At 63.7% G+C, this 26,491-nt stretch carries 25 protein-coding genes; 20 read left to right on the forward strand and 5 right to left on the reverse strand.

Annotated elements, in window-relative coordinates; translation table 11 throughout:
- Positions 1–92: 92 nt before the first annotated feature.
- The 3 genes from KUW18_RS13125 to KUW18_RS13135 all read left to right on the forward strand — a co-directional run bounded on the left by KUW18_RS13125 (position 93) and on the right by KUW18_RS13135 (position 3,827).
- Complete coding sequence (locus KUW18_RS13125; protein WP_222561600.1) at positions 93–629, forward strand: DUF1285 domain-containing protein; 537 nt, start codon at positions 93–95, stop codon at positions 627–629.
- On the forward strand, positions 629–2,884 hold the full coding sequence (locus tag KUW18_RS13130) for an ATP-dependent helicase (RefSeq protein ID WP_222561601.1): 2,256 nt from the start codon (positions 629–631) through the stop codon (positions 2,882–2,884). Before KUW18_RS13125 ends, KUW18_RS13130 begins: the two co-directional genes overlap by 1 nt.
- 94 nt (positions 2,885–2,978) lie before the next feature.
- Positions 2,979–3,827, forward strand: a complete 849-nt coding sequence (locus KUW18_RS13135) for a sulfurtransferase (RefSeq protein WP_222561602.1) — start codon at positions 2,979–2,981, stop codon at positions 3,825–3,827.
- 51 nt (positions 3,828–3,878) lie between these two features.
- Here KUW18_RS13135 and KUW18_RS13140 read toward each other — a convergent pair whose 3' ends face one another.
- Both KUW18_RS13140 and KUW18_RS13145 read right to left on the reverse strand, forming a co-directional pair.
- Positions 3,879–5,120, reverse strand: coding sequence for a dicarboxylate/amino acid:cation symporter (locus KUW18_RS13140; protein WP_222485495.1), 1,242 nt, complete (start codon positions 5,118–5,120; stop codon positions 3,879–3,881).
- A 260-nt stretch (positions 5,121–5,380) separates the two neighbouring features.
- Complete coding sequence (locus KUW18_RS13145) at positions 5,381–7,048, reverse strand: electron transfer flavoprotein-ubiquinone oxidoreductase (RefSeq protein WP_222485493.1); 1,668 nt, start codon at positions 7,046–7,048, stop codon at positions 5,381–5,383.
- Positions 7,049–7,729: 681 nt separating this feature from the next.
- Here KUW18_RS13145 and KUW18_RS13150 point away from each other — a divergent pair.
- From KUW18_RS13150 to KUW18_RS13200, 11 genes are all read left to right on the forward strand, one after another.
- The gene (locus tag KUW18_RS13150) at positions 7,730–8,482 is read left to right on the forward strand and encodes an electron transfer flavoprotein subunit beta/FixA family protein (RefSeq protein WP_222561603.1); all 753 of its coding nucleotides are present in this window, start codon (positions 7,730–7,732) and stop codon (positions 8,480–8,482) included.
- A complete protein-coding gene (locus KUW18_RS13155; RefSeq protein ID WP_222561604.1) occupies positions 8,479–9,405 on the forward strand; it encodes an electron transfer flavoprotein subunit alpha/FixB family protein in 927 nt (308 codons plus the stop codon). The genes KUW18_RS13150 and KUW18_RS13155 overlap by 4 nt, the downstream gene beginning before the upstream one ends.
- 409 nt (positions 9,406–9,814) lie before the next feature.
- Positions 9,815–10,630, forward strand: a complete 816-nt coding sequence (locus tag KUW18_RS13160; protein ID WP_242520552.1) for a DUF3450 domain-containing protein — start codon at positions 9,815–9,817, stop codon at positions 10,628–10,630.
- Positions 10,630–12,162, forward strand: coding sequence for a MotA/TolQ/ExbB proton channel family protein (locus tag KUW18_RS13165; protein ID WP_261396672.1), 1,533 nt, complete (start codon positions 10,630–10,632; stop codon positions 12,160–12,162). Before KUW18_RS13160 ends, KUW18_RS13165 begins: the two co-directional genes overlap by 1 nt.
- Positions 12,140–12,679 (forward strand): MotA/TolQ/ExbB proton channel family protein, encoded by a 540-nt coding sequence (locus KUW18_RS13170; RefSeq protein WP_206937464.1) that lies wholly within the window; start codon positions 12,140–12,142, stop codon positions 12,677–12,679. Before KUW18_RS13165 ends, KUW18_RS13170 begins: the two co-directional genes overlap by 23 nt.
- Positions 12,672–13,082 carry an ExbD/TolR family protein gene (locus tag KUW18_RS13175; RefSeq protein WP_206937467.1) on the forward strand — a complete coding sequence of 137 codons (411 nt, stop codon included), beginning with the start codon at positions 12,672–12,674 and terminating at the stop codon, positions 13,080–13,082. Before KUW18_RS13170 ends, KUW18_RS13175 begins: the two co-directional genes overlap by 8 nt.
- Positions 13,079–13,873, forward strand: coding sequence for an energy transducer TonB (locus KUW18_RS13180; RefSeq protein ID WP_222561605.1), 795 nt, complete (start codon positions 13,079–13,081; stop codon positions 13,871–13,873). Before KUW18_RS13175 ends, KUW18_RS13180 begins: the two co-directional genes overlap by 4 nt.
- Positions 13,874–13,905: 32 nt before the next feature.
- A complete protein-coding gene (locus tag KUW18_RS13185; RefSeq protein ID WP_224852034.1) occupies positions 13,906–15,060 on the forward strand; it encodes a hypothetical protein in 1,155 nt (384 codons plus the stop codon).
- 63 nt (positions 15,061–15,123) lie between these two features.
- Positions 15,124–15,459: a hypothetical protein gene (locus KUW18_RS13190; RefSeq protein WP_222561606.1), complete on the forward strand. Its 336-nt coding sequence runs from the start codon at positions 15,124–15,126 to the stop codon at positions 15,457–15,459.
- 67 nt (positions 15,460–15,526) lie between these two features.
- A complete protein-coding gene (locus KUW18_RS13195; protein WP_222561607.1) occupies positions 15,527–15,964 on the forward strand; it encodes a copper chaperone PCu(A)C in 438 nt (145 codons plus the stop codon).
- Positions 15,965–16,213: 249 nt separating this feature from the next.
- Positions 16,214–16,702, forward strand: a complete 489-nt coding sequence (locus KUW18_RS13200; RefSeq protein WP_222561608.1) for an SCO family protein — start codon at positions 16,214–16,216, stop codon at positions 16,700–16,702.
- Between the two features lie 103 nt (positions 16,703–16,805).
- Here the strand turns inward: KUW18_RS13200 and xthA are convergent, their stop codons facing one another.
- Positions 16,806–17,621: an exodeoxyribonuclease III gene (xthA, locus tag KUW18_RS13205; RefSeq protein WP_222561609.1), complete on the reverse strand. Its 816-nt coding sequence runs from the start codon at positions 17,619–17,621 to the stop codon at positions 16,806–16,808.
- Positions 17,621–17,878, reverse strand: a complete 258-nt coding sequence (locus tag KUW18_RS13210) for a hypothetical protein (protein ID WP_222485487.1) — start codon at positions 17,876–17,878, stop codon at positions 17,621–17,623. The genes xthA and KUW18_RS13210 overlap by 1 nt, the downstream gene beginning before the upstream one ends.
- Positions 17,879–18,081: 203 nt before the next feature.
- Here KUW18_RS13210 and rhlB point away from each other — a divergent pair, with 203 nt between their 5' ends.
- A complete protein-coding gene (gene rhlB, locus KUW18_RS13215) occupies positions 18,082–19,356 on the forward strand; it encodes an ATP-dependent RNA helicase RhlB (protein ID WP_206937487.1) in 1,275 nt (424 codons plus the stop codon).
- A gap of 115 nt (positions 19,357–19,471) precedes the next feature.
- Positions 19,472–21,619 (forward strand): ATP-dependent DNA helicase DinG, encoded by a 2,148-nt coding sequence (gene dinG, locus KUW18_RS13220; protein WP_222561610.1) that lies wholly within the window; start codon positions 19,472–19,474, stop codon positions 21,617–21,619.
- A 110-nt stretch (positions 21,620–21,729) separates the two neighbouring features.
- Here the strand turns inward: dinG and KUW18_RS13225 are convergent, their stop codons facing one another.
- Entirely contained in the window at positions 21,730–22,803 is a 1,074-nt protein-coding gene (locus tag KUW18_RS13225; RefSeq protein WP_206937503.1) for a 3-deoxy-7-phosphoheptulonate synthase, read from the reverse strand.
- Between the two features lie 301 nt (positions 22,804–23,104).
- On the opposite strand from KUW18_RS13225, the gene rpoE reads away from it, so the two are divergent.
- The 4 genes from rpoE to KUW18_RS13245 all read left to right on the forward strand — a co-directional run bounded on the left by rpoE (position 23,105) and on the right by KUW18_RS13245 (position 26,348).
- On the forward strand, positions 23,105–23,710 hold the full coding sequence (gene rpoE / locus KUW18_RS13230) for an RNA polymerase sigma factor RpoE (RefSeq protein WP_222561611.1): 606 nt from the start codon (positions 23,105–23,107) through the stop codon (positions 23,708–23,710).
- 266 nt (positions 23,711–23,976) lie between these two features.
- On the forward strand, positions 23,977–24,699 hold the full coding sequence (locus KUW18_RS13235; protein WP_222561612.1) for a sigma-E factor negative regulatory protein: 723 nt from the start codon (positions 23,977–23,979) through the stop codon (positions 24,697–24,699).
- Positions 24,700–24,837: 138 nt separating this feature from the next.
- Positions 24,838–25,881, forward strand: coding sequence for a MucB/RseB C-terminal domain-containing protein (locus KUW18_RS13240; protein WP_222561613.1), 1,044 nt, complete (start codon positions 24,838–24,840; stop codon positions 25,879–25,881).
- Positions 25,878–26,348: a SoxR reducing system RseC family protein gene (locus tag KUW18_RS13245; protein WP_222561614.1), complete on the forward strand. Its 471-nt coding sequence runs from the start codon at positions 25,878–25,880 to the stop codon at positions 26,346–26,348. The genes KUW18_RS13240 and KUW18_RS13245 overlap by 4 nt, the downstream gene beginning before the upstream one ends.
- Positions 26,349–26,491 lie beyond the last annotated feature (143 nt).

The raw sequence follows: 26,491 nt of genomic DNA on the forward strand, positions 1-26,491 counted from the left end.
AATGAGTAGCCGCCTGTGTTTATCGAGTAGGCGACTGTCTTCATTGAGTAGCCGCCTGTTTTTATCGAGTAGGCGTTAGGGAGAACACGTTCATGCGACTGGATCACATCCTCCAAGGCATTGCCGAATTTGGCGAGCGTCCGCCGCTGGACGAGTGGGCTCCCGCGCTCAGCGGCGAGATGGATCTGGTCATCGCCCGTGATGGTCGTTGGGTGCACGAAGGCCGTGATATCGAGCGTCCTGAGCTGGTCAGGCTCTTTGCACGCATCCTACGGCGTGAGTCAGACGGTCAGTACTATCTGGTCACTCCGGTCGAGAAGTGGCGAATACGGGTGGAGGACACGGCGTTCGTCGTGGTGGATGCCGACTATGTCGACCCATGCTGGTGGCTGACGACCAATGTGGGCGAGCGTGTGAGTCTGGGGAAAGCGGCGCGGCTGACCCTGACCACCACGCCCATGGGGGAGTGGGTGCCAGAGGTGGGACTGCCGTTCGGACTGAGTGCCCGTCTCGGACGCAACGTGTTCTATCGGCTGGTGGAGCTTGCTGAGGTGAAGGAGGCGGATCTGGGCATCCATAGTGAGGGTGTCTGGCAGCCGTTGGGGCGGCTGGAGGGCGAGTCGCGCTGATGTCTGCTGTTGGTGATAGGTTTCCCTCTTCTTCCGCGGACGCTCAAGCGGGCACGCTGTGGTCGACGCTAACCCCGGAGCAGCAGGCCGTGGTGTCACATCAGCGCGGTCATGCCAGGGTGGCGGCGGTCGCCGGTGCCGGCAAGACCACCACGCTGGTCGCCAGGGTGTTGCACCTGCTGGCCGGTGGCGCCCAGGCTCGGCGCATGATGGTGCTGATGTTCAACCGAGCCGCGCGGGAAGACTTCCAGCAGCGCTTGGCCGCGATGGCGCCGGCGGGTATCGAGTTGCCCGAGGTGCGTACCTTCCATTCCCTCGGCCATCGACTGACGTCCAGTCTGGTGCGCTGGGGCGCCTTGCCTCGACGGGAACTGCTGACCGCCGACTGGCAGCAGGAGCGGCTGTTACGTCAAGCGACCCTTCAGGCCCTGGAAGACGTCGACGAAGACCGCGACGCGGCGCTGGAGCCAGATCGCATCGAGGAGCTGGCGCATTTCTGCGCGCTGGCCAAGGCCGAGGTCATCGAGCCCCAGTTACTGTATGAGCGACTCGAGCTTGGCGATGGAACCCGCCATTTTGTCAGTGCCTTTCACTGTCTCGAAACCCTGATGGCCGACAATGGCGTCATGACCTACTCGGATCTGCTGTTCCGTCCCTTGCTGGCACTGGAAGGAGACGAGGGGCTGCGTCGCCGCGTGCAGGGGTTTCTCGACCACGTCATCATTGATGAATACCAGGACATCAATGCCGCCCAGCAGCGGTTGCTGGCAGTGCTCGCCGGTGCCCGGGCAGATGTCATGGCCGTGGGGGATGCCAACCAGTGCATCTATGAGTGGCGAGGGGCGCATCCCGACGCCATGCTCGATAACTTTACCCAGGTATTTGGCGCGGCGACCGACTACCCGCTGTCCACCACCTTTCGTCATGGTCATGCCCTGGCCCTGGCCGCCAATCATGCCATTGCCGGCAATGGCCGGGGGGCGGATCAGCTGTGTATTGCCGGGCCCAGCACGCCGCAGACTAGCCTGTCGGTGGCCCGAGGCGCGAGTGCCTTTCTGGAGACACTGGCGGCGTGGCAGCAGCAGGGCCGCTGTCTCAGCGATGCCTGCCTGCTGGTGCGCAGCTGGACCCTGTCGGTGCCTTTGCAGCTGGCGCTGTTGCGAGAAGGCATTCCCTTTCGCCTGGCCCGTGAAGACCGGTTCGTCTTTCGGCTTCCGTTGGTCGAGGCCCTGGCCGGTTATCTATCCCTTGCCCTGTGGCCGGAGCAGCTGCGCGATCCTGCCGCGTTGATGCCGATGTTCGCCCAGCCGACCTGCTTTGTGCCCCGGGAGGTGCTGTCCTCGCTGGTACATCGCCTGGCCGAGACTCAGGCTTGGCCGGGGCCGGGCGATGCTTTGCTTGAGCGGCTCAAACCTCATCAGAAGCGCACGCTGAAGCGTCGCTGGGCGCTGCTGTGCGAGCTGCCTCGACTGTCGCGCCTGAGTGCGGATGCGCTGCTGGAGCACGTTGTCGCCGAAGTCGAGGCCGAAAAGGTGCTCAAGCGAGCCGCATCGCGACGTGACAAGGGCGAGGAGGACGTGCGCCTGCTCGACGTGCTGATCGAGCAAGCGCGCGAGGTCAAGGACGTCGCCACCTTCATCGAGCTGTTGCGACGACCGGTGGAAAACCAGGAACAGGGCGTGCTGATCAATACCGTGCATGGCGCCAAAGGACTGGAATGGCCGTTGGTGATCGTCGGCTCCGTCAATGAAGAAGACTTCCCGCACTACAGTCGCGACAACCCGCTATCGCCTCAACGACTCGAGGAAGAGCGTCGCCTGTACTACGTCGCCATTACCCGCGCCATCGAGCGGCTGGTCGTGTTGCATGATGGTGGCGACCACCGGCCGAGTCGTTTCATTCAGGAAAGCGCCTGCCAGGACGCCAGCGCGGTGGCCGAGGCTCTGTATGCTGGCACCAGTGAAGCGCCGCCGGCACCGTCGGAGCCTCTCAAGGTGGCGGCGCCGGCTCTGATCCAGCGCTACCTGGCGGCAATCGGTCAGAGCCTGACGCTCTCCGCGGCGGAGCGGGCCCGCGCTGACGGCGAGTATCGTGTCGGTGAGCGTGTTCGCCATGGGGTCTTTGGTGACGGCGAGGTCGCCGTCGTCGAGGGAGATCCTGCCAATCCGGTCATCGAAGTGCGTTTTGACCACGCCGGCAAGCGCCGACTGATCGCTCGCCGTGCCCCCATCGAGCGGCTGGGCCATCCCGCCTGAGCGCCGTCTTCCAAGGGTGACGCTAGCCTGTGACGTTGGCGTTATGGACGGCAACGCCTATGCTGTCGGTTCCTTTGTCGAAACGGAGTTCGCCATGGTGCATCCATTGATCGATGCGGAGACCCTGCGCCAGGCGCTGGAAAGCGAGACACCGCCGCTCGTGCTGGACTGTCGGGTTCGGCTTGGAGATCCCCTGGCTGGCGCGGCGTTGTGGCGACAGGCCCACGTGCCGGGTAGCCTGCATCTCGACCTGGACCGTGATCTATCCGGTCCGGCCGACGGTCCTGGCGGGCGGCACCCGCTGCCCACCCAAAGCGATTTTGCCGCCTCCCTGCAGCGGCTCGGGGTATCGCCACAGCAGCCGCTGGTAGTGGTGGATGACACCTCCGGTCAGCTGGCCGCTGCACGGGCCTGGTGGATGCTGTCGATATGGGCGGGTCACCCCCATGTCAGGCTGCTGGATGGCGGCCTGGGCGCCTGGGAAGAGATTGCCGGGGACTGGGAGGTTGGCGAGGCTGCTCCGCGGGAGCCGTCGAGCTGGCAGCCTGAGTTCGACACCAGCGGCATCGTCTCCCTGAATGAGCTGGTGGCAAGCGAGGTGCTGAAGGTGGATGCCAGGGCAGGAGAGCGGTTTCGCGGTGAAGTGGAGCCGCTGGATCCCCGCGCGGGCCACATACCCGGCGCCGTCAGCCGGCCCTGCAGCCTGAATCTGGACGAACATGGACGCTTCAAGCCGGCCGAGGCGCTCGACCGCGAATTGCCCCAGGCCGATAGCATCGTCGCCTATTGCGGTTCTGGGGTGACCGCCTGTCATAACCTGCTGGCCTATCGGCTTGCCGGACGTCCGCTGCCCCGGCTCTATGTCGGTTCCTGGAGCGAGTGGAGCAGCGATCCGGCGCTGCCCGCCGAGGTAGGCCCGTCAGCATCACCATCGCCGGACTGACGTGGGATGGTGAGCGCTGACGGGGCAGGCGAGGGCGTCAGTAGGAGGGTGTCAGGAGGAGGGCGACCGGGGGGCTGAACTGGCCGGTACCTCGTCGCCAGGGCGCCGTTCTAGTCGCGCCAGCAGCATGGCGTTGGCGGTGTTCCCCATCACGTTCAAGGCGGTGCGGAAGCCATCGGTAAAGCGGTCCACGCCGGCCACGACCGCAACGCCCTCCAGCGGCAAGCCTGCGGCAGACAGCACCGTGCTCATGGCGACCAGGCCAGCACCGGGCACTCCGGCGGTGGAGAATGACACCAGCAGGCCGGTCGCAAAGATTGTGGCCGCCAGCGTAAGCGTGATGTCGACTCCGAACAGCTGGGCAACGAACAGCGCGTTGAAGCCTTGCAGCACCGCAGCACCATCACGCTTGAGCGCCGTGCCGAAGGGTAGGGCAAAGGCGCTCAGCTGACTGGGTGCGCCGTAATCTCTGGCGTTGTTGAGGGCGATGGGTAGGGTGGCATTGGAACTTGCCGTACCCAGGGCGAAGCTCAGCGCCTCGCCGAAGTGGCGCAGGTAGGCCAAGGGGCGCGCTCCGGCAACGGCCAGCAGCGCCAGATAGAAGACCGCCATGGCCGCAATGGCCGCAAGCAGACCGATGACGTAAAGCCCCAGTTTCAATAGCAGGTCGAAGCCTTGGGTCGCCACCACCGAGGCGATCAAGGCAAACACCCCGATCGGGGCCAGGCGCAGCACCATCGACAGGATCTTCAGGGTGATGTCGTAGCCGCTCTGCAGCACGTCGATCAAGGGCCGGCTCTGCTCCGGTAGCTGGCGTGCAGCAATGCCAACCATGGCCGCTGCTAGGATGATCTGCAGCAGGTTGGCCTGGGCCAGAGCTTCGAAGGGATTTTTCGGTACCAGGCCCACAAGCCATTGGGCGAGGGGCGTTGGGTCCCTTGCCTCGATGCTGGCAGAGCCGGCGCCGTCGACGCCGAGGCCAGGTGTCAGCCAGGCGGCGACCCCCATGCCGATGGCCAGAGCGACGGCGCTGGTGACAACGTAAAGCAGCAGCAGTTTGCCGGCGTAGCGGCCAACGTTCTCGCTGCGATCCACCTGGGTGAAGCTCAGTACCAGAGCGCAGAAGACCAGAGGTACCACGATGAACTGCAGCAGGCGCAGGAAGATCTGGCCCAAGGGGGTCAGCAGCTGGGTATCCAGCGCCGCCGCGAGCTCAGGAATGAACAGATTGATACCACCGCCGGCCACGATCCCGAGGATCAGGGCCAGCAGTATTTGACGGGTATGGGCCATGCTATCTCCCGGTGAAGAGGTTCGAGTTGGGGCTCAGCCCCCGAGTGGCGAGCAAGCCAGTCGTCTACAGAGGTGGCTCTGGCTCAGCGTTGAGGGCGTCTGGCCCAGATGAGCGGGGGCACACTATTGAGTGCCGCCAAGCGCTTGGCAAGCGTTCCAATAGACCGATTTGTTATGACGTTAATGTCTTGTCACGAAACAAAAAAGCGGACGGGGTTTGCCCGTCCGCTGATGTCTTGCAGTGCCGCCTAAGCCGAGCGTCACATATTCGGGTAGTTGGGCCCACCGCCGCCCTCTGGGGCGACCCAGGTAATGTTCTGGGCAGGATCCTTGATGTCACAGGTCTTGCAGTGCACGCAGTTCTGGAAGTTGATCTGGAAGCGTGGGCTGCCGTCTTCACCTTCGACCACTTCGTAGACACCGGCCGGGCAGTAGCGCTGTGCGGGCTCGGCGTACTCGGGGAGATTCTTGTGAATCGGAATGGCCGGGTCGGTCAGGCGCAGGTGGCAGGGCTGGTCTTCCTCGTGATTGGTGTTGGAGAGGAACACCGAGGACGATTTGTCGAAGGACAGCTTGCCATCCGGCTTGGGGTAGTCGATCTTCTCGAACTGACTCGCCGGCTTGAGTGCAGCGTGATCCGGCGTGGTGTCATGCACGCGTGGAAGCTTGCCGCCAAGAAGCTGATCAACGAAGTTGTAGGCGCCGCCGCCGACGGTGCCATACTTGTGAATGGCGGGGCCAAAGCTGGCGCTTTGCTCGAGCTCCTTGTAGGCCCAGCTGTCCTGCCAGCGGTGCTCGAAAGTGCTCAGCTCGTCGCCACCTTCAGAGGCCTGTGCCAGGGCGTCAAAGACGCTTTCGGCCGCCACCAGGCCGGACTTCATGGCGGTATGGATGCCCTTGATCTTGGCGAAGTTCAGGGTGCCGGCGTCGCAACCGATCAATAGACCACCCGGGAAGGTCATCTTGGGCAGGCAGTTGAGCCCGCCCTTGGCAATCGCGCGGGCGCCGTAGGCCACTCGCTTGCCTCCCTGCAGATGTTGGCTCAGCACGGGATGGTGCTTCATGCGCTGGAATTCATCGAAGGGCGAGAGGTAAGGGTTCTGGTATCCCAGGTCCATGATCAGGCCGACGACGACCTGCTGATTCTCGGCGTGGTAGAGGAACCAGCCGCCATGACTGTCCTTGTCGAGAGGCCAGCCAGAGCCATGCAGGACGAGGCCGGGTTGGTGCTGCTCGGCGGGCACATCCCACAGCTCCTTCAGGCCAATGCCGTAGTGCTGGGGGTCCTTGCCGGCATCAAGCTGGAACTCGCGAATCAGGCGTTTACCAATGTGGCCCCGTGCGCCCTCTGCAAACAGCGTGTACTTGGCCCGCAGTTCCATGCCGGGCATGTAGCCGCCTTTTTCGCTGCCGTCTGCGGCGACCCCCATATCGCCAATAAGAATGCCGCGGACCACACCATCCTCGACGATGGCGTCCTGTGCGGCGAAGCCGGGGAAGATTTCCACGCCCAGTGATTCGGCTTGCTCCGCCAGCCAGCGGCAAAGATTGCCGGCGCTGATGACATAGCGGGTCAGGTCGCCACCGGTGTTGTGCATGGACTTAGGCACCAGCGCGTTGGGCAGTTTCTGGGCCTTCTCGGCGTCCTTGAGCAAGTAGACTTCATCGCGGGTGGCTGGAGTGGACAGCGGAGCGCCGCGCTCCTCCCAGTCGGGGAACAGTTCAAACAGGGCGCGGGGCTCGAGCACTGCACCGGAAAGAATATGAGCGCCGACCTCTGAGCCTTTCTCGACAACGCACACCGTAAGTTCCTGCTCTGCCTCATTGGCTTGCTGCATCAAGCGGCATGCGGCGGCGAGGCCAGAGGGGCCGGCGCCAACGATGACCACATCAAACTCCATGGTGTCGCGTTCTACTTGTTCTGACATCTGGTGCTTTCCTCCTCAGGAAGACGCCGGCTGCCACCAACGTCTTACAGATTTTAAACGGTCGTTTGCTTCACGGTATAACTCATGATAGGCATAATAGCGTCGTCAGGTCATCCTTACGATGGTCGACTGTTGGCACAGCGCAGGGTGCCTTGCTGGGGATTGTTGCGCACGGCCGGGCTGTGGCACATTGAAGGAGCCGCTGCAGGCCCTATCAAACGCTTGCGTGAAGCGCCGCGACCTCGGGGCCGAGTCCACGCAGACGCCGGAATGAAAGGCGTTGGCGCGCTGGAGCGAGGTTGTTGGTGGGCCACGACGACGGTGGGAGAGGACCCGGCAGCGCTGTGTCAGGCAGGTAGCGGATGCTGCCCAGGGTGTTGCGTTATGCGCTAACTCCATGAGTGCATAGCGAAATGTTCTTGAATCGGCGGCTTGATGCAAGACGTCGAAGGGTGAGTCGATAGATAGTCGGCTCGCCGGTGTAGCGCTCAAGTGTGCAGAGGAAGCGTCGGTAGCGGGGAGTGCCCCAACGGCGTCGGGGTCAGGGCAGCGCCTGGTGCTCGGCCGTGCTGTATGTCGGCGAGCGTGGCGGCTCCGTCGGGGGCGACACACCGTGCCAGCGTTTTCTTGAGGATTCCTTCCTTTTATTCAGGGTTCCCCAGTGAACCAAGTGAGGACGACATGAAAGTACTCGTCGCGGTCAAACGCGTCATTGATTACAACGTCAAGATTCGCGTCAAGCCGGACGGCAGTGATGTGGACCTGACCAACGTCAAGATGGCCATGAATCCTTTCTGCGAAATCGCCGTGGAAGAGGCCGTCCGACTCAAGGAGCAGGGCGTAGCGACCGAAGTCGTGGCGGTGACCGTTGGTCCCAAGGCGGCCCAGGAGCAGCTTCGCACCGCCTTGGCGTTGGGAGCTGACCGTGCCATTCACGTCGAGAGCGACGAGCGAGTGGAATCCCTGGGCGCCGCCAAGGCGCTGGCCAAGGTGGTCGAGAAGGAGGCGCCGCAGCTGGTGATTCTTGGCAAGCAGGCCATCGATTCCGACAACAACCAGACCGGCCAGATGCTGGCGGCCCTGACGGGCATGCCTCAGGGTACCTTCGCGTCCGCGGTGGAAGTGGACGGTGAGACACTGAAGGTGGTGCGCGAGATTGACGGCGGACTGCAGACCGTTGCGCTCAAGCTGCCGGCCGTCATGACGACCGACCTGCGCCTGAACGAGCCGCGCTACGCCAAGTTGCCTGACATCATGAAGGCGAAGAAGAAGCCCCTGGACGTGCTGACCCCGGCAGAGCTCGGAGTCGAGGTGGCCAGCGGGCTTACCCTGCTCAAGGTCGAGCCGCCGGCCGAGCGCCAGGGCGGTGTCAAGGTAGGCTCCGTGGATGAGCTGGTCGACAAACTGAAGAACGAAGCGAAGGTGATTGCATGAGCATCCTGGTTCTCGCAGAACATCATGACGGTCAGCTGGCTGACGCCACCGCCCACGTGGTTGCTGCTGCTCAGGCCATCGGTGGCGACATCGATGTGCTGGTGGCGGGTCGGGATCTGGGCAGTATTGCCGAGGCAGCGGCCAAGCTGGACGGCGTGGCGCGGGTGCGGGTCGCCGACAGCGAGGTCTTTGCCCATCAGCTGGCCGAGCCTCTGGCGGACCTGTTGGTCTCCCTGGCGGATGATTACAGTCACGTTCTGGCGGCGGCCTCCACCACCGGCAAGAACGTGCTGCCACGCTTGGCGGCATTGAAGGACGTTGCGCAGATCTCCGAGATCATCGCGGTGGAAAGCGCCGATACCTTCAAGCGCCCGATCTACGCAGGCAACGCGATCGCGACCGTCCAGAGCGGCGACGCGCTGAAGGTGATTACCGTTCGTTCCACCGCCTTCGACGCTGTGGCGCAGGAAGGCAGTGCCAGCGTGGAAGCAGTCGACGCCGCTGTCGATAACGCACTGTCGAGCTTTGTCGGCGAGGAGCTGGCCAAGAGCGACCGTCCCGAGCTGGGTGCCGCACGAGTGGTCGTCTCCGGCGGCCGCGGTATGGGAAGCGGCGAGAACTTCAAGATTCTCGATAGCGTTGCCGACAAGCTGGGTGCTGCCATCGGTGCCTCGCGTGCGGCCGTGGATGCGGGCTTTGTCCCCAATGACATGCAGGTCGGCCAGACCGGCAAGATTGTCGCGCCGGATCTGTACATTGCCGTAGGCATCAGTGGCGCCATTCAGCACCTGGCGGGGATGAAAGATTCCAAGGTCATTGTGGCGATCAACAAGGATGAGGAAGCCCCCATCTTCCAGGTCGCCGACTACGGCTTGGTGGCGGATCTGTTCGAAGCGATTCCGGAGCTCGACAGCAAGCTGTAAGCGCACTTTCTGTGCGCCTGGTACGACGCCGCGGCCATTGGGCCGCGGCGTTTTTTTTGGCGCTGGCGCCGCAGCAGGGGACGGGCTCAGCAGCGGGGGCAGATCGCGTGGCCTGCTGTACCCGAGGCTCCTGCGGGGACGACAGGACAGCCGGCAGCGCTCCTGGAGGCTTGCCGGATGTCTGCAGGCTCGGCCTAGGCTGTGCAGCACCGCAACTCCAGGGGATGGAGTTTGGCGATTGATGCGCCGACGGTACTGGGCTGGAGGGGCATCTGGTCAGGGGGAAGCGGGGTATGTCCTTGTCTCGCATTGATAACTATTCGTGTTTCGGGTACTGTCTCTGCATTTGACGCGGCACGTCGATCCGACCGGGATGCGGCGAGCGAGACGGTATGGCGGAGGCCGAGGAATGGCGAAGACAGATCTGCGGGCATGGCTCAATGTCGGCACGGCAAGCTCAGGGCGAGCGGCGGTCAGCGCAGTGGCGTTGATGGTGGGGCTCGGCGTGAGTGGGGCAGCATGGGCGCAGTCAGAGCAGGCCAGTGGCGATGGTGAGGCCTTGGAGGCGCAGCGCACTCAGGCCGAACTGCAGCAGCGTATCGACGCTGCCGACGAAACGGTTCGCGAACGCATCGCCGAGCTGCGTCAGGCCGAACAGGAAGCGGAGCGTCTGGCGGCTTACAACGATTCGCTGGCGCCCCAGCTCGAGCGGTTGGCCACTACCCTGGACGAGCGCCGGGCGGGCATGGCCACCATGTCGGCGACCAGAGAAGCCTTGCCGGGTGTGCTCAGCGAGATGACCGAGCGTCTGGACCGATGGGTAGAGCAAGACATTCCCTTTCTGCACAGCGAGCGTAGCGCCCGGGTGACATCACTCGAGAACAGTCTGTCGAGTCCACAGCTGTCTAGCGCTGAAAAGCTGGAGCGGGTGGTCGCGGCCTGGCAGGCCGAATTGGCCTATGGGCGCGAGCTGGATGCATGGCGCGGCACCCTTGAGCAGGCAGATAGTCGTCGCGAGGTGGACTATCTGCGTCTGGGGCGGGTCGGCTGGTACTACCTGACGCCTGACGGCCATGAGGGCGGCGTGTGGCAGCAGGGCGAGTGGCAGCCTTTGAGCGCCGCGCAGCGCGATCAGGTCGAGAAGGGAATGCAGATTGTTCGTGATCAGCGTGCCCCGGACTTGCTCGAACTTCCCCTGTCACAATTAGGCGAGGAGGCCAACTGATGTTCTCTCCGATGAATGGCTCTCGTCATGGCGACGCCCACACCCGCAATGCGGGGGGAGTCGTGTCCCGCCCGTCCATGGCATGGTGCCGCACAGCGTTGGTGGCGACGCTGTTGTCGACCGTCTCGCTGGCGGCGACTGCGCAGCAGAATAATGAGCAAGCACAGCAGGATAATGGCCAGGCGCAGCAGAATAGTGAACAGACGCAAGTCGGCGAGCTGCCGCTCGCCACGTTCAAGCTAGAGCGTGAGGCCGCAGAGGCACGTGATCGAGAGCGCCTGGCTGGGCTCGTAGATGACAGCGAGGCGCTTGCCGCCGCTCTTGCGGACGCGCAGCAGCGCCGCGACGCCGCCCGCGCCGAACGCGAGAGGCTGGAGTCCGACATGGCCGAGACTCGCGCTGCGTTGGACGAGATCTCCGCCGCGCGAGACGCCGAGGGAGGAGACTTGACCGCGGTATTTTCCGCGGTGGCAGGTGCCACTGGCGAGCTACGAGATGAGCTGGGCCAGAGCTGGCTGACGTTAGGTGCCGAGACAGCGTTGCCGCCGCGTCTCGACGATGAGGCGATTCTCACCGTCCAGCATATCGAGGCGCTTGCCGATAGCCTGATGGGCATGACCGCAGAGACTGCCAAGGTGCGTCAGATAGAAGCGCCGGTGGCGGCATCCAATGGCGAGGTCGCCAGTCGTCCGGTGACCCGGGTGGGTGATCTGATGGCATTTTCTCAGGGCGAGCTGCTGGAACGGGTTGGCGAAGAGGGTCGCCTGGCGGCGGTGGAGCACACGCCGACGGCGGTGCGTAAAGCACTGACCGCCTACCAGGCCGGGGAGTCCGCCAACCTGCCCGTCGACCCTGCTGACGGTCGCGTTGTCGAGGCACTGTCGCGACAGCCCAGCCTGGTTGAGCGCTTCCACCAGGGCGGAGCGGTCGGCTATGTGGTCGTGGCGCTTGGCGTGCTGGGGCTGCTGGTAGCGGTTGGCCAGTACCTCTATCTGCTGAGGGTCAGCGTGACGACTCGACGTCAGCTCTCCAGCATGGAAAGCCTGCGCTCCGACAACCCGCTCGGGCGCGTGCTGTCCCGTTTCCACGCCTTTGGTGCAGATCATGCGCCCGAGGCGCTGGAGGCGCGCCTGGACGAGTGTCTGCTGGCGGAACAACCTCGCCTGGAGCGCGGCCAAGCGCTGGTCAAGATGCTGGCGGCGGTGGCCCCGTTGCTCGGCCTGCTGGGTACGGTGACGGGGATGATCGTGACGTTCCAGTCAATCACGGTGTTTGGTACTGGAGATCCCCAGCTGATGGCGGGGGGTATCAGCCAGGCGCTGGTGACCACCGTGCTGGGCTTGATCACTGCGGTGCCTCTGCTGTTTGCCCACACTGCGCTGTCGTCACGTTCACGCTCGCTGATCGGCACGATGGAAGGAAAGGCCAGTGCCGTGTTGGCTGACCGTCTGGAAACTCGCGCGGCGCCGGTGAGTGGGACCTCCACACAGCAGCAAGGAAGCAGGCAGCATGCCGACTCACCCCTGGCTTGAGCCCCTTTATTGGCTAGTCGACGCCGGTGGGCCAGTGCTGGTGGGTATCGCCGTGGTCGCCATGCTGCTGTTTTCGGTCGGGCTCGAGCGCTGGTGGTTTTTCCGCTTTCACTATCGCCCCGCGCGGGCCGCGCTGATGCGGCGCTGGGTAGAACGTCATGATCATGTCAGCTGGAGCGCTCGCACCCTGCGTGAGACCTGGGTGACGGAGTTGATTCGGCGTCTGCGTGGACCGCTGCCCTGGCTCAAGCTGCTGGTGGTGATCTGCCCGCTGCTGGGCCTTCTTGGCACGGTGACCGGCATGATCACGGTGTTCGACAGCCTGTCCCTGGCGGACAGCAATCAGGCCCGAGCCATGGCGGATGGGGTGGCGAGAGCGACGCTCCCGACGTTGACCGGCATGGCGGTGTCCGTGGTCGGCCTGCTGTTTATCACACGACTCGAACATATTATCCGGCGCGAGGATCAGCGGTTGCATGATCGCCTGGCCCGTGCCGCGGAGGACGCACATGCGTAGACGTCGACTGTCCGCCGGCGCCGAAGAATCCAGCGAGGTCAATCTGACCCCCATGCTGGATGTGGTCTTCATCATGCTGATCTTCTTCATCGTCACCACCAGCTTCATCAAGGAGAGTGGTGTCGAGATCGAAAGGCCAGAGTCATCGGCCGCGTCGGCAAGGCCTGACGTGCAGGTGCTGGTGGCCATTACTCCGGAGGGAGCCCTCTGGGTCGATGGGCAGCCCGTGGATATTCACCGTGTAGGCACGACAGTGGCCGGCATGCTGTCTGATGACGGTTCCGTGGTGATACAGGCGGATCGTAACGCGGCGACCGGTGTGCTGATCGAGACCATGGACCGTTTGCGTGATGCTGGCGTGGACAAGGTCGCGGTAGCGGCGGAGAGGAGCTCCGACGCATGAGGCGAGTGGGAGCCCTGATCGCGGGAGGCCTGTTGACGCTGGCACTGTTTGCGCTGCTGGCACTCCTGGTGTTGCCGCCGGAGTCGGAGCCTGAGCTGAGAGAAGAGATCACGCTGTCGCTGGCCGAGCCGGTGGCACCCCAGGCAGAGGCGCCGGCGGAGTCATCAGCGGCATCGTCGGCAGCGCCACCGCCGCCGCCCCCGGTGCAGGCCGCACCAGCGCCCCCTGCGCCGGCGCAATCGGCAGTCAGCGAAATACGCTTGCCGGACCCGGAAGTGGTGCCGCCCAAGCGGGAGGTCCAGACCCTGGACAGTCGCTTGCCGGAGCTGACAGAAACGCCGCCGGAGCCCAAGCCGCAGCCGCGACCAGAGCCTCAGCCTGAGCCCCAACCTCGCCCCGAGCCAACACCGCAGCCGGTGGCGACCCCGGCACCTTCGCCTTCGCCCACCCAGGCGTCCAGCGGCAGCGGCAGTGCCGCCAGCGCGGGGGCCGGGGCAGCAGCGCCCGCGTCCAATGAGCCGGTCGATGTGGGGACGTCAGCCCGTGCCACGCGCAAGGTGCCGCCGGAGTATCCGCGTCGGGCGCAGCGTCGGGGACTCGAAGGTTACGTGGTCATGCAGTTCATTATTCGTTCCGACGGCAGCGTCGATCGCGGCAGCATTCAGGTGGTCGATGCCAGTCCGCGAAGAGTGTTTGAGGACGCCGCACGGCAAGCCATTGCAGGCTGGCAGTTCGAGACCGCCTCCGGCCTGCGCCGGGCGCGCCAGCGTCTCGAGTTCCAGTTGAGGTAACGCCGGTGATGAAACCAGCAAGCGAGGTAGCCATGTCGACAACACCGCTGGCGGGACGAGCCCTGCGCAGTTTGCTGTCCATTGCAGTGGGGGCAGCGCTGCCTGTAGCAGCGTCGACCGCGCTAGCCGCACCGACCCTGTCAGGGGGCATCATTGCCGATCTCAAGGGGCTCGAGCAGCAACTTGCAGATGATCCATCTGCGGTTGAGGACAAGGCCGAAAGCCAGGCTCAGCGGCTCAGTGCCGGCAATGCGGCGGATCGCTGGGCGGCTGCCTTGTACCTGCAGCTCGCGGCAGGGGCCGAGTCCGCCCAGGGGCGGCATCAGCAGGCCGCAGAACATCTTGCCGCAGCACGGGAACTCGACGGAATAGAGGCGCAGCAGCGTGACCGCTGGCAGCGCCAGGAAGCCGAACTGCGCATCCAGGCAGGCCAGTCGTCTCGCGCGGCGGTGCTGCTCGAGGACTGGCTCCAACGCCATCAGGACAGCGATGCACTATGGCTGATGGCCGAACTGGCCGCCGAGCAGGAAGCGTGGGACGAGGCCGCAGACTGGGTCGAGCGGGCCAGGCAGCAGGATGCCGACCCGACGGCTGAACGCCGGCAGTTCGCCGGCGCCGTCATGCAGCGCAGCGGCCGGCTGGATCAGGCATTGGCGGACCTGGAGGCTGCCTTGGCTGATCACCCCGCCAATAGCGAGGGCTGGCGGCGCGCGGCGGCCATGGCTCAGCGTCTGGGACAGCCGCAGCGGGCTGCTGCATTGTGGGAGTCTGGCTGGCGCCATGGTGCGCTATCCGGGAGTGATGACCTGGAGCAGCGCATCCAATTGCACTTGGCGGCAGGTACGCCCGCCCGCGCGGCTGAGCTGCTGGCCATGGCCATTGAGCAGGGTGTCCTTGAGGCCACCGAGAGCCGTCAGCGCCAACTGGCCGAAGCCTGGTTTCGTGCCCGCGATCGCCAGCGTGCCCTGGCCGCCTGGCAGGCATTGGCCAGCGACCATGACCGGGGTAGCGACTGGCTGCGCTTGGGACAGATTGCCGCAGCCTGGGGGCAGGAGTCCGTCGCGGTAGGGGCGCTGAAGCGAGCGCTCGAAAAGGGAGAAACCGACGCAACGTCTTGGTTGGCGGCACTTTCCGAGGAGACTCCACCAGCGGACGAAGGCTCTGACATGGGCGGCACAGACAGCTGAGCGATCGCCGCCCGCAGCGCGATTGGGTTGTCGACGATCAGCGTTCAACCGTAGACTTTGCGCATGAAAACACTTCGAAGCCCTTTATTACTGGTCGTTGTTCCAACGGCTGCGATTATCGTGCTGGCGGCGGCGATCTTTGGCTCCCAGGCGCTGTCGGACAGTCGCCTCGATGACGACGCTCGGCGTGCCTTGGCCTCGGCGCTGGGCACTTCCTCTTTCATCGAGCTGGCTCAGTTGCAGGAAGTACGCTATGGCTACGGTCTATGCGGCTCCTATCGCCTGTCACCCGAGCAAGGGTTTGCGTCCTTCTACATGGACACCACGACGGGGGACGTTGAGCTAGACGTCAATTCTCGTCGTTTCAACACGCATTGTGGTCTGTCAGCGCTCTGCTGACAGGCGATGCAGTGCTTCCCAGGTGTCAGCCCTGATGCCGTCTTTGCCCATCGTCTGGAGTTCTCCCATGCGTTTCATGTCTGCTGCTGTGTCTCTTGGTCTTGCTGGCCTGTTGCTGGCTACTCCTGTCGTTGCCGCTGAGCTGGAGATCAGTGACGCGCGTCTTCGCGCGCTGCCTGGAGACAGGCCTGGCGCCGGCTACTTCCAGCTGCATAATCCGGGCGAAGCGGCTGTCGCCGTGGTAGGCGCCGAGACCGATGCCTACAAATCGGTGGAACTGCACATGAGCATGGAACAGGACGGCATGGCCATGATGCACGGTGTCGAGCGCTTCGAGGTGGGGCCGGGCGAGACGCGAGAGTTTGCGCCGCAAGGCTACCATCTGATGTTTATGCAGCCCCAGGCGACCCTCAACGTCGGAGACAATGTCGACGTGACGCTGTTGCTGGAAGGTGGGGGAGACGTCGCGGCCACCTTTGAAGTGGTGTCTCCGGCAGCGCTCTGACATCTCGGGTCATTGCACGGGCTCTGGGTTGCCACGCAAGCAATTTCCAGCGGTGGTGGCCCGCCGTCGCCTGGGTTATGACGTAGTTATGATGTAGTTATGACGTGGTGATGACGTAATGATGCTAGGCATGGGGGTAGGATGACGTCGTTTGGGAAGCGCGCCTTGGGGGTGTGTCTTGGGCTAGGGTGGCTTGCGCTCGCGGGCTGCGAGGATGCCAATTGGCGTGGCACGGACATTTCGGAGACCATGCCGCCGTTGGACTTCGAGCTGGTCAGCGAAAGTGGCACTCGGATCAATGAAGGGGATGTCGCCGGCGACACGGTGCTCGTCTATTTCGGCTTCACCCATTGTCCCGATGTCTGCCCGACCGCCTTGGCGCGCCTGTCCGCCGCACTGCGGGAACTGGACGAAACGGTTCGCGAGGATGTCACGGTGCTGTTCGTCTCGGTGGATCCCGAGCGCGATACTCCTGAGGTGCTAAAGGCCTACACCGAGGCCTTTGGCCCCCGCTTTGTCGGCGTCACCGGGGACAAGGCCGCCTTGGACGAGGTCACCAATCGTTATCGTGTCAGCTATCGACTGGGGGAGCCAGAGGCGGATGGTAGCTACGACGTTGATCATTCCAGCGCCATCTTTGCCTTCGATGCCGGTGGTGATGCTCGGCTGTTGATGCGCGACAGCGACTCGGTAGAGGCCATCGCGGCGGATATTCGTCGCCTGGCGCAGCAGGGCTAGCCCGCGCTAGCAAGCCGCTACACGCCGCTACATGAAAAGGGCCGCCCGGTGGGCGGCCCTTTTCTGCCATGCAACAGATATCGCCAGCGGCGCCAGGTACTGCCTACAGGTCAAACTCGGTCCACACTGGCGCATGATCGGACGGCTTTTCCATGCCGCGCAGGTCATAGTCGATGCCGGCCTGGGTGGCGCGTTCGGTGAGGCTTGAGGTGGTCAGGATATAGTCGATTCGCAGGCCGCGCTTGGGCTCACGATCAAAGCCCTTGGAGCGATAATCGAACCAGCTGAAGCGATCGTCCACGGTGGGGTACAGGTGACGATAGCTGTCGACGAGTCCCCATCCCTTGATACCGCTCAGCCACTCGCGCTCCACCGGCTGGAAGCTGGTCTTGCCCTCGCGCAGCCAGCGCTTGCGGTTGGATTCGCCGATGCCGATATCGATGTCTTCGGGCGAGATATTGAAATCTCCCATCACCGCGAGGCGCTGCTCGGGCGAATGCTGCTGGTCGAGCAGCTGTTGCAGCTGAGCGTAGAACGCGCGCTTGTGGGGAAACTTGGTCGGATGGTCGACGCTCTCGCCCTGGGGAAAGTAGCCGTTGTAGACCCAGACGGACTCGCCGTCGGCGCATGGCAGGCGTGCGCCAATCATGCGCCGCTGAGCGTCCTCATTGTCATTGGGAAAGCCGTAGCGGATTTCCTCTGGCGTCTGACGCGTCAGCAGAGCGACACCGTAGTGGCCTTTCTGACCGAAGAAATAGACCTGGTAGCCCATGGCCTCCACCGCCTCGCGGGGAAACTCGCTGTCCTGAACCTTGGTCTCCTGCAGCCCAATCACGTCGGGCTGGTGGGCTGCAATCAGGGCTTCCAATTGATGCAGGCGGGCGCGAATACCGTTGATGTTGAAGGACACCAGCCGCATCAGGAATCTCCCTTGCCAGCATCGTTGTCAGGAGTGTCCGGACGAGAGGGGTGGATCTCGATGTTGGGGGCAGCGCGCATACGTTCCAGGCGCTTGGCCGCCTGGTTCTTGCGCTGCTGCTTTTTCTTGGCTGAAAAGCGCCGGGACGAGGTCACTTCGTCGGGGTTTTCGTGGCGCCATTGCTTGTAGTCCTTGCGCCGACCGGTGCGAATGGTCACCTTGTCGGCCAGCGAGCGGGTCTTCTTGCGGCGTGTCATGACGCGGGGCTCCTCTCTATAATGTGCGCATTCTAACAGGGCGAGGGCTGACGGGGCAGCCGTCGTCGTGCAACGAATACGCATCAGGCAAGCCCAAACCGCCAGAGGCTGTTACAATGGCCGGCTTGAGTCAGGACATGAGAGCAGCCGCTCTGCGTGTCCCGTTTGCATTCACCTCCCGAGACGGACACACAGCACAGCCTATGAGCGAGTCGGAACAGACCACCGCACCGGCCGAGAGCCGCAAGCCCAAGCGTCGTCGTCGCAAGCCGCGGCGCCGTCAGTCCAACTGGGACCTGCGCCAGTTCCAGGTGCCCGCCGTGGCGGGCAAGTGGCGGTTCCATGACTTCGATCTGCCGCTGCCGCTGATGCGTGCCATTCATGCCCTGGGCTTTGAATATTGCACGCCGATTCAGGCCGAGGCGCTGACCCACACGCTGCTGGGTGGGGATGTGGTCGGCAAGGCGCAGACCGGGACCGGCAAGACGGCCGCCTTCCTGATTTCCATGCTGGCCTACTTTCTGGAAGAAGAGGCGCCGGACGGTCAGAAGGCTGGCGCCCCGCGCGCGCTGATTGTGGCGCCAACCCGTGAGCTGGCGCTGCAGATCGAGAAGGATGCCAAGGCCCTGGCACGGTTCACCTCACTCAAGGTGACCAGCGTTGTTGGTGGCATGGATTATCAAAAGCAGCGCGATGGTCTGGCAGGCAACGTGGACATCCTGGTCGCGACGCCTGGTCGCCTCCTGGACTTCCAGCAAAAGCGGGACATCGATCTGAGTCAGGTCGAGGTGCTGGTGCTGGACGAGGCCGACCGCATGCTGTCGATGGGCTTCATCCCGGACGTGAAGCGTATCATTCGCTACACCCCCAAGCCCGAAGAGCGCCAGACGTTCCTGTTCTCGGCGACCTTCACCGAGGACATCCTCAATCTGGCAAGCCAGTGGACGCATCAGCCTTCCCACGTGGAAATCGCGGTGACCGTGGACAACGCCGCGAACATTGATCAACGCGTCTACATGGTCAGCGATGACGACAAGCAGCGGCTGCTGGTGCAGTTGTTGCAGCAGGAGTCGTTTGATCGCGTCATGGTGTTCGGCAATCGTCGCGACCTGGTGCGCAAGCTTCAGGACCTGCTCAAGAAGGCCGATATCAACGTGGCGATGCTCTCTGGTGATGTGCCCCAGAACCAGCGCATCCGCACCCTGGAGCAGTTCCGCGAGGGCGAAATCCAGGTGCTGGTAGCAACGGACGTCGCCGGGCGAGGGATACACATCGAAGACGTCAGCCACGTCATCAACTACACCCTGCCGGAAGATCCCGAGGACTACGTGCACCGGATCGGTCGGACCGGTCGTGCGGGAGCCAAGGGCGTCTCGATCAGTTTTGTTGGTGAGGAAGATGCCTTCTCGCTGCCCGAGATCGAGCGCTTCATCGGTGACAAGTTGCCTTGTGAACACCCACCGGAAGGGCTGCTTTAAGCTCACCTGGGTGAACGGGTTGCCTGTGTGACAGGGCCGGCTCAGTGCCGGCCCTGCTTGTCTGTGGGCAATGCCTGCCCAACGTCCGTGATCGCCGAACATAGCGGGACCCGCCATGCTGGATGATGCCCTAAAACGCGAGATTCAGACCGCTTATCGCCGTGTGCTGGAGGCGTTGGAGCTAACGCCTCGCTACGGTCAGCGCCTGATGATCGCTGAAATTTCGCGCACCCTGGCCTCCATCGAAACGGATGAGGACGGCAAGCGCACGAGCGACGAGCATGTCTGCGTGCTGGAGGCGGGCACCGGTACCGGCAAGACCCTGGCCTACCTGCTGGCGGCATTGCCGGTGGCCAAGGCGCGGGGCAAGCGGTTGGTGCTGGCGACCGCGACGGTGGCGCTTCAGGAGCAAGTGCTGCATCAGGATCTTCCTTCGCTGAAGGCCCATAGCGGACTGTCCTTTGACTTTGCCCTGGCCAAGGGGCGGGGGCGCTATGTCTGTGTGGCCAAGCTTGATGCCGCCATGGACGGGGTAGAGGACAACCCCACGCTGTCGCTGTTCGAGCAGAGCCTGGACAGCGCCAGTGGCGATGACTTCAAGGATCTGGTCGCCGCCATGGGCGACGCCTACGGCAACGGTCGCTGGGAAGGGGATCGCGACAGCTGGGGTGAAGCCATCGACGATGCGCACTGGCGGCGCCTGACGGTGGATCATCGCCAGTGCACCAATCGTCGCTGTGGCCACTTTGGCGCCTGTGCGTTCTTTCGCGCTAGGCGCGATCTTGATCAGGCCGATGTCATCGTCGCCAATCACGATCTGGTGCTGGCGGACCTGGCGCTCGGGGGCGGCATGGTGCTGCCTGATCCAGCGGACTGCATCTACGTCTTTGACGAAGGACACCACCTGCCGGACAAGGCCATCTCGCACTTTACCCACCGCTTCAGCGTGGGTGGGGGCTTGCGCTGGCTGCGCAATCTCAAGGGTTCGCTGACAGAGCTCAATACAGCGTTGGGCGTGCAGCCCACCTTGGCACGGCTGCTGGGGGCGCTGCCGGTGGCCATGGATGCCCTTGAGCCAAGACTGGGTGAGATTTTTGCGCTGGGGCACCAGCTCGCCGAGCGTCCCCACGGCCTGGCCGACGAAGAGGATGGTGCCCAGCACCGCTTCGAGATGGGGCGCGTGCCAGAGGCCTTGCGCACCCAGGCGGAGGGGCTGGTCGTGCCCTTCGCCGAGCTCTGCCGTCACCTGGAGTCGATGACCGATATCCTGCGTGAAAGCCTGGATCCCGAGAAGTCCACGGGGCTGGCACGTGAGCAGGCAGAGGCCTGGCTGCCCTTGCTGGCACTGTTGCACGGCAGGGCGCTGGAAGCCCATGCGCTGTGGCAGGCCTTTGCCGAGATGGATCCCGCGGACGCGCCGCCCAGGGCCCGCTGGCTGACGCTCGAGCGCTTCCAGGGGGAGCCCGAGCTGATCTTTTCGGCTAGCCCGGTGTCGGCGGCGCATACCCTGGCGCGCTCGCTGTGGGGGCGCTGCCACGGTGCCGTGGTGACCTCGGCGACATTGACGGCGCTGGGTCGCTTCGAGCGCCTGCAAGAGCGTGCCGGTCTGGCCAATCGTTATCGTTACCAGCGACTGCCGAGCCCGTTCGACTATTCGCGGGCCGTGTTGAGTGTGCCTAAGGAAGCGGTGGATCCCTCTGACCGTGAAGGGCATGAGCGGGCCATCGTTGACTTCGTCGAGGCTCTCGATGCCAGCGAGGCGGTGCTGGTGCTGTTTTCTTCTCGTGCACAGCTGCGCGGGGTAGAGAAGGCGTTGTCACGGGAGCGTCGCGAGCGGGTGCTGGCGCAGGACCGGTTGCCCAAGCGCGAGCTGGTCACCCGTCATCGACAGCGGGTCGACGACGGCGAAGGCAGCATCCTGTTTGGTCTGGCAAGTTTTGCCGAAGGCATCGATCTGCCCGGGGATTACCTGACGCATGTGGTTATTACCCGCTTGCCCTTCGCGGTGCCTGATGATCCGGTAGGCGCGACCCTGGCCGAGTGGATCGAGAGCCAAGGTGGCAATTCGTTCATGCGCATCAGCGTACCCGATGCGTCGATCAAGCTGGTGCAGGCCTGCGGCCGGTTGATCCGCAAGGAAGCCGATCGTGGCCGGATTACGCTGCTCGACCGCCGTGTGCTGACCCGTCGTTACGGTCGGGCACTGCTTGATTCACTGCCGCCCTTCGTGCGCGAGGTGGACGGAGTGCGCCAGTCAGGTTGAGCGGGCTCAGGCGGCAATGATGGAATGTGACAGCACAACGCAACGAGCCCGCCATTGGCGGGCTCGTTGCGTGAAGACGCTGGTGCAGCCAGCTCTCTGGCTTGGTGGGGCTAGCCGAGGCGCTTGGTCAGTACCGGGGCCAGGCGCTCGTTCATGCCGCGCAGCGCTTCCACGGTAGTGTCCCAGTCGATACAGGCATCGGTGACCGAAACGCCGTAGGCCATTTCGCTGCGATCCTGCTTGATCTTCTGGTTGCCCCAGCCGATGTTGGACTCGACCATCAGTCCGATGATCGAGCGATTGCCGTCCAGAATCTGGTGGGTCACGTTGTCGAGCACCAGTGGCTGCAGGGCAGCGTCCTTGTTGGAGTTGGCGTGGGAGCAGTCGATCATGATGTTCGGCTTCACCCCAGCCTTCTTCAGCTCTTGCTCTGCCAGCGCCACGCTGACGCTGTCATAGTTGGGCTTGCCGTTGCCTCCGCGCAGAACCACGTGGGCATAGGCATTGCCACGGGTGCGGATGATGGCGACCTTGCCCTGCTGGTCGATGCCGAGGAAGTTATGGGGGTGAGCCACCGACTGCAGCGCATTGACCGCCACGTCCAGGCTGCCGTCAGTGCCGTTCTTGAAGCCCACCGGACAGGACAGGCCAGACGACATTTCGCGGTGGGTCTGAGACTCGGTGGTGCGAGCACCAATCGCCGACCAGCTGATGCAGTCCTGCAGGTACTGAGGGGAGATCGGGTCAAGCGCTTCGGTGGCCAGTGGCAGGCCAAGCTCCGACAGTTCCACCAGCAGGCGCCGAGCGATGTGCAGTCCTTCCTCGATCTCGAAGGAGTCGTTGAGGTGAGGGTCGTTGATCAGTCCCTTCCAGCCAACGGTGGTGCGCGGCTTCTCGAAATATACGCGCATGACGATGAACAGGCTGTCCTTTACCTCATCGGCGAGGCGGCGCAGACGGCGCGCGTAATCCAGCGCTGCGTCGACGTCGTGGATGGAGCAGGGGCCGACGACCATCAGCAGGCGCGGGTCGCTGCCGTCGAGAATATTCTGGACGGTCTTGCGGCCTTCGATCACCGTGGCCTCTGCCTCGGCGGACAGTGGAATTTCCTGCTTCAATTGCTCTGGGGTGACGAGAACATCCTGGGCCAGGACGTTGAGGTTGTTCACCTGCTTGTCGGACATGAGGTCTACCTGTGTGTATCGTGTCAGCGCTGACGTTTTTGCGTGGTCCTACTATCCCTTGAGGCAAGGGAAACTTCAATCGTTCAACGGAACCTTGTCGCGCATCCGCTGTCCGACCGGCTTCAACAAATAGAGCCAGAGAACGCTTGATGCGAGACACGGAAACAGGAACACTTGTGCCTTTTATCATGACGAGTCTTATGACCTATACGTCGCCGACGGGTGAAAGGGGCTTCCCTGTTGCCACGGGCCAGTCCGAGGGTCCGGCGCCGTCAGCCCGACACCGTCGGGGAGGAGAGAGATGACGGCCAAGGAAACGGACCAGCAACTGGTAGCGCGAGCCCAGAAGGGCGATACCCGCGCCTTTGATCTTCTGGTCAAGAAGTATCAGCACAAGATTCTCGGACTGATCGGGCGCTACATCAATGATCATGCCGAGGTGCAGGACGTTGCTCAGGAGGCCTTTATCAAGGCCTATCGCGCACTTGGCAAGTTTCGGGCCGAGAGTGCTTTCTATACCTGGATGTACCGTATTGCCATCAACACCGCCAAGAACCACCTGGTATCACGTGGTCGGCGTCCGCCGGGCAGTGATCTGGACATCAACGATGCCGAGGTTCTGGACATGAGCGGTCGGCTTGCTGACATCGAGACGCCCGAGGCCTCGATTGCTCGGGATCAGCTAGAGTCAGCCGTGTTCGAGGCCATCGAAAATCTGCCCGATGACCTGCGTACCGCGATCACCCTGCGTGAACTCGACGGTCTGTCCTATGAAGATATTGCCCAGATCATGCAATGTCCGGTCGGTACCGTGCGATCGCGTATCTTCCGCGCGCGGGAAGCAGTGGATCAGCATATTCAGCCGCTGATGACCACGTCGCGCAATGCGGAATCCCTGTCTGAATAGGCGGCAGGAGCGGCTTTAGTGGCCTGGGGAAAAGGGCAAATCATGCGACTTCCCCATTTTTTTCAAATTGAGATGAACTGTTGGCGAGAATGGGCGTCTTACCCAGTGACTGACCGATACATGCATTGGGCTTCCATTGCCTCACGCCGCACGCTGTAGCTGGCTTCAAGGCGGCAGAACAAAGGCAGTTCGGTAGTGGAACCTGACGCCGATTCTAGGGTCTTGGACCTGTAGGCGTGACGCTTCGTCGAAATGAGGTGTGGAGAATGAGTCTGAACGCACGGGAATCGCTTTCAGCCCTGATGGACAATGAAGGTGACGAGCTGGAGCTGCGTCGGGTGCTGAAGGCACTGGATGGCGACCAGGACAGCGCAGAACGCTGGCGCCGTTACCATCTGATGCGGTCTGCTCTGCGCCGCGAGACAGATACCGATCCCTCCGTGGATCTGTCGGCCGGCATCATGGCCCGACTGGAGGATGAGCCTGCTCCGCTGGTGGAGTCGTCCCCACAAGGCACAGCGCAGCGTGGAGGCATTGGCCTGGCGCGCGGAGCTGGCATTGCGGCGGCGGTGTCGTTGATGGTGATCAGCGGCGTGCAGTTCTACAACTCGTCCTTTGATGCCGCGCCTGCCGCTGGCACTGCAGGCTTGGCAGCCGGAAACGGTGCCGCCCAGCCGGCCAGCGTGTCCAATGCCAATGCCGGCGCTGAGCTGGCCAGCGTGGCGGCCTCGCGCCCCTCGCTGATGGATTTGCCGATGTTCCAGTCCGGGGCCGGCAATGGTGCAACGAATAGCGGGTTGATGACGGTCGGTGCGCAGGTGGCGTCGCCGATGATGCTGTCACCTTCGGCCCAGCAATCCCGGGTCAGCGATCAGGCCCAGGCACAGCTGTTGCAGTCCTACCTTGATCGGCATGCCCAGGGCGCCGCCTTCAGCAGCGCCGACAACTGGATGCCGATGCTGCGCAGTACGCCCGTCGAGGCGCGCTGAACAGACGCGGATTGCCGCAGCGATGACTGTCGCTTGCGCACATGATGGATTTGTCCGGCCCCTGATGGGGCCGGGCGTCGTTAATGACAAGCCTGTCGGGACACACCTCCTATGCCATATGCAGGGCCGCATGCTTCCGTGACGGGTCGGCTGACGCTCCTTCTCGCCTGCCTGTGCCTTTCTCCGCTGACGCTGGCGCAGAGCGCGCCCGTCTCCTCCAGCCCTGCGCTTGCCGGGGCGCCGTCTGAGGAGGCTGACGTTCAGAGCGTCTATGACTGTGCCGCGCTACCTGCACTGGCGCCTCCCTCTGAACCGGGAGAATGGTTCGAGCGCAGCGTGTGGGCATCCCATTGCTACCAGTATCAGGCCCGCGCGGTGCGGATTGTCGATGACGAGGTGGTTACCCTGTCGGTAGCGCGAGACATCCGTCAAGGGGTGGAGCGAGATCGCCTGCACTTTCTTGATGGACCTAATCGTTCGCTGCTGCGAGAGGGCGGTGCCTTTCGCTTCGAACTGCCTTCCCCGGGGGGAGCTGCACCGGCTTCCCCCGAGGCCCTGGTCAAGCATCTGAGCCATTTCTATCGCCTGCGACTCGACGGTGAAGAGCGCATTGCCAACCGGGCGGCGGTGCGGCTCGAGCTGCTGCCCCTGGATGACATGCGCTACGGCTATCGCATGTGGCTGGATCGGGAAACGGCGATTCCTCTAAAGCGGGCGCTGATCGATGACAACGGGCGCGTGCTGGATACCTTCCAGGTCGTCGCGATGACACCGCCGCAGCGCTATCAGGGCAGGGTCGAACTGAAGCGGCCCGCGTCCTCTGCGACCCTCGCCTGGCGCGCCGGCTGGCTGCCGGGTGGGTTCGTTGCCCAGCCCCTGATGGCGATGGCAGACGATACCGATGAGCCCCGTCGTCACAAGCTTTACAGTGATGGCCTGTCGACCATCAGCCTGTTTGTCGAGCCGGTTGCCGGGGCGCGGGCGCTGCGTCCTGGGGTGCACCGACTGGGCGCCAGTCACGCCGCGGTACGTCGGATTCAGCAGCAGGGACAGTTGCTCCAGGTGGTGGCCGTCGGTGAGTTGCCCCCCAGCGTATTGATCCGAGTGGTCGAGACCCTGGAGATGGGAGAGGCGTCATCGGCTCCCTCGTTGACGAGTGACGACCAGAGCGCGTCATCATGAGTGGGTCCTGCGCCACCGCAGAGGCGACCGTGATCGGCTGGACCCGCGACGGTATTCGGGTGGCGGTGAAGCCTCAGCCTGGCTGCGGGCAGTGTGCTGCGCGGGGCGGTTGCGGCGCCCGTTGGCTGTCCCAGGACACCCCTGAGCGCCGTGAGCTTGAGGTGGCGACCACATCCCGGCCTCCCATTGGCAAGCCTGTGACGATCAGGCTGGCCTCGGCGACGCTGGTGCGAGCCAGCGTGTTGATGTACGGGCTGCCGCTATGGGTGGCGTTGGGCCTGACCCTGCTGGTGGAGCTGGCCTGGCCGGAGCACTGGTCATCTCCTCTCGCCTTTGTTGCTGGGCTGGTGGTCGGCGCGGCGTTGCTGCGTCGTCATCTGCAGCGGCAGGGAGCACAGTTTCGCCCTCAGTTGGTGGGCGCGCCTGTCGATGTGTCGGACGAGGCGGCCGAGGTGCGGTCTCGTTAAGGGTGGCTTGCTCGCTAACGATTGAACCTTTTGCGCTGGCGACGGTAAAACATGTAGCGACCCCAGGGACGCATCGAATAGATGACGCACAGAGCGGTGTATTCCGTGCCTCTCTCAGGTCGCTTCTCTCGCAATCAGAGTCC

It is taken from the genome of Halomonas sp. DP5Y7-2 (assembly GCF_019802025.1).
Lineage (GTDB): Bacteria > Pseudomonadota > Gammaproteobacteria > Pseudomonadales > Halomonadaceae > Halomonas > Halomonas litopenaei_A.